Raw genomic sequence first — 3146 nt, forward strand, 5'->3', positions numbered from 1 at the left:
CGCACCGTCGTCGAGTGAAATGCGAAGCAAGCTGGTCTTTAGAATAGCTTTGATGCCGTGTGACGGGTCTCTCAAAACCGTCACGCCCCCGATCCTTCCGCACAGAGGGGTCGTTCGTTCCGTTGGGGTGGGCATCGAAGATGAGAACGATCAAGTGTCTTAAGGGCATTCGGTGGATGCCTTGGCGCTGAGAGGCGATGAAGGACGTGGTACGCTGCGATAAGTCTCGGGGAGCTGCGAACAAGCTTTGATCCGAGAATTTCCGAATGGGGAAACCCACCTTCGACGACTGGAACTCCGAGGCCTCGCCTTGGGGGCGACCCTGAGCCGCGAGGTTTAGGAATTCCAGTTGTCAGATGAAGGTATCAAATCCTGAATACATAGGGGTTTGAAGCGAACCCGGGGAACTGAAACATCTAAGTACCCGGAGGAAAGGACATCAACAGAGACTCCGTTAGTAGTGGCGAGCGAACGCGGACCAGGCCAGTGGTGAATGAGCGACAAGTGGAACCGGTCAGGAAAGCCGGGCCTTAGTGGGTGATAGCCCCGTACACGTAATGCAATCATTCATCCTTGAGTAAGGCGGGACACGTGAAATCCTGTCTGAACATGGGGGGACCACCCTCCAAGCCTAAGTACTCCTCAGCGACCGATAGCGAACAAGTACCGTGAGGGAAAGGTGAAAAGCACCCCGACAAGGGGAGTGAAACAGTTCCTGAAACCGGATGCCTACAAACAGTAGGAGCCCAAGGTTCGTCCTGGGTGACTGCGTACCTTTTGTATAATGGGTCAGCGACTTAGTCTGGCGAGCAAGCTTAAACCGATAGGTGTAGGCGCAGCGAAAGCGAGTCTGAACAGGGCGTTCAGTTCGTCGGATTAGACCCGAAGCCGAGTGATCTAGCCATGAGCAGGTTGAAGGTGCGGTAACACGCACTGGAGGACCGAACCGGTGCCCGTTGAAAAGGTCTCGGATGACTTGTGGCTAGGGGTGAAAGGCCAACCAAACTCGGAAATAGCTGGTTCTCCGCGAAAACTATTTAGGTAGTGCCTCGCGTGAATACTCCAGGGGGTAGAGCACTGGATGGGCTAGGGGGATTTACCATCTTACCAAACCTAACCAAACTCCGAATACCTGGAAGTACTGCGCGGGAGACAGACGGCGGGTGCTAACGTCCGTCGTCGAGAGGGAAACAACCCTGACCTACAGCTAAGGCCCCCAAGTCGTGGCTAAGTGTGAAAGGATGTGAGAGTCCGAAAACAACCAGGAGGTTGGCTTAGAAGCAGCCATCCTTTAAAGAAAGCGTAACAGCTCACTGGTCTAGGATTCTTGCGCCGAAAATGTAACGGGGCTCAAGCCACGCGCCGAAGCTTAGGGTTCATCTTCGGATGAGCGGTAGCGGAGCGTTCCGTAAGCCTGCGAAGGAGGATCCGTGAGGACCTCTGGAGGTATCGGAAGTGCGAATGCTGACATGAGTAACGACAAACAGTGTGAGAGACACTGTCGCCGAAAGTCCAAGGGTTCCTGCGTAAAGCTAATCTGCGCAGGGTTAGCCGGCCCCTAAGGCGAGGCCGAAAGGCGTAGTCGATGGGAATCAGGTGAATATTCCTGAGCCTGTGGGTAGTGACGAATCCCGTGTGTTGTCAGACGAATTGGTTCTGTTCTGGCTTCGAAGGGGTTCCAGGAAATAGCTCCCACGTATAGACCGTACCCGAAACCGACACAGGTGGACTGGTAGAGTATACCAAGGCGCTTGAGAGAACTATGCTGAAGGAACTCGGCAATTTACCTCCGTAACTTCGGGATAAGGAGGCCTTCCACTTGGGCAACCAGGTGGGAGGGGCACAGACCAGGGGGTGGCAACTGTTTAGCAAAAACACAGGGCTCTGCGAAATCGCAAGATGACGTATAGGGTCTGACGCCTGCCCGGTGCCGGAAGGTTAAGAGGAGAGGTGCAAGCTTTGAATCGAAGCCCCGGTAAACGGCGGCCGTAACTATAACGGTCCTAAGGTAGCGAAATTCCTTGTCGGGTAAGTTCCGACCTGCACGAATGGCGTAATGACTTCCCCGCTGTCTCCAGCATAGACTCAGTGAAATTGAATTCCCCGTGAAGATGCGGGGTTCCTGCGGTCAGACGGAAAGACCCCGTGCACCTTTACTGCAACTTTGCACTGGCATTCGTGTCGGTATGTGTAGGATAGGTGGTAGACTTTGAAGCGAGGGCGCCAGCTCTCGTGGAGTCACCCTTGAAATACCACCCTTATAGATATGGATGTCTAACCGCGGTCCGTCATCCGGATCCGGGACATTGCATGGTGGGCAGTTTGACTGGGGCGGTCGCCTCCCAAAGAGTAACGGAGGCGCGCGATGGTGGGCTCAGAGCGGTCGGAAATCGCTCGTCGAGTGCAATGGCATAAGCCCGCCTGACTGTGAGACTGACAAGTCGAGCAGAGACGAAAGTCGGCCATAGTGATCCGGTGGTCCCACGTGGACGGGCCATCGCTCAACGAATAAAAGGTACGCCGGGGATAACAGGCTGATGATGCCCAAGAGTCCATATCGACGGCATCGTTTGGCACCTCGATGTCGGCTCATCACATCCTGGGGCTGGAGCAGGTCCCAAGGGTTCGGCTGTTCGCCGATTAAAGTGGTACGTGAGCTGGGTTCAGAACGTCGTGAGACAGTTCGGTCCCTATCTGCCGTGGGTGTAGGAATATTGAGAGGATTTGTCCCTAGTACGAGAGGACCGGGATGAACGTACCTCTGGTGGAGCTGTTGTGGCGCCAGCCGCAGTGCAGCGTAGCTATGTACGGACGGGATAACCGCTGAAAGCATCTAAGCGGGAAACCCACCTCAAAACGAGTATTCCCTCGAGAACCGTGGAAGACGACCACGTTGATAGGCCGGGTGTGTAAGTGCAGTAATGCATTGAGCTTACCGGTACTAATCGTTCGATTGGCTTGATCGTTCTCATCCTCGATGGCCATCCATCAGGATCAAAGCCAGAGACCAGACAAGATCCTCCGATCCTTGCTTCGCTTCGCTGTCCTTCGCCGGCCTGGTGGCCATTGCGAGGAGCCTGAACCCGATCCCATCCCGAACTCGGCCGTTAAACTCCTCAGCGCCGATGGTACTATGTCTCAAGACC

At 54.9% G+C, this 3146-nt stretch carries 2 rRNA genes; both read left to right on the forward strand.

Annotated elements, in window-relative coordinates:
* Positions 1–148 precede the first annotated feature (148 nt).
* Positions 149–2966 (forward strand): 23S ribosomal RNA (locus NVS89_RS22845).
* Between the two features lie 89 nt (positions 2967–3055).
* A 5S ribosomal RNA gene (gene rrf, locus NVS89_RS22850) occupies positions 3056–3146 on the forward strand; the annotation flags it as partial.

The organism is Ancylobacter mangrovi (assembly GCF_024752355.1).
GTDB lineage: Bacteria > Pseudomonadota > Alphaproteobacteria > Rhizobiales > Xanthobacteraceae > Ancylobacter > Ancylobacter mangrovi.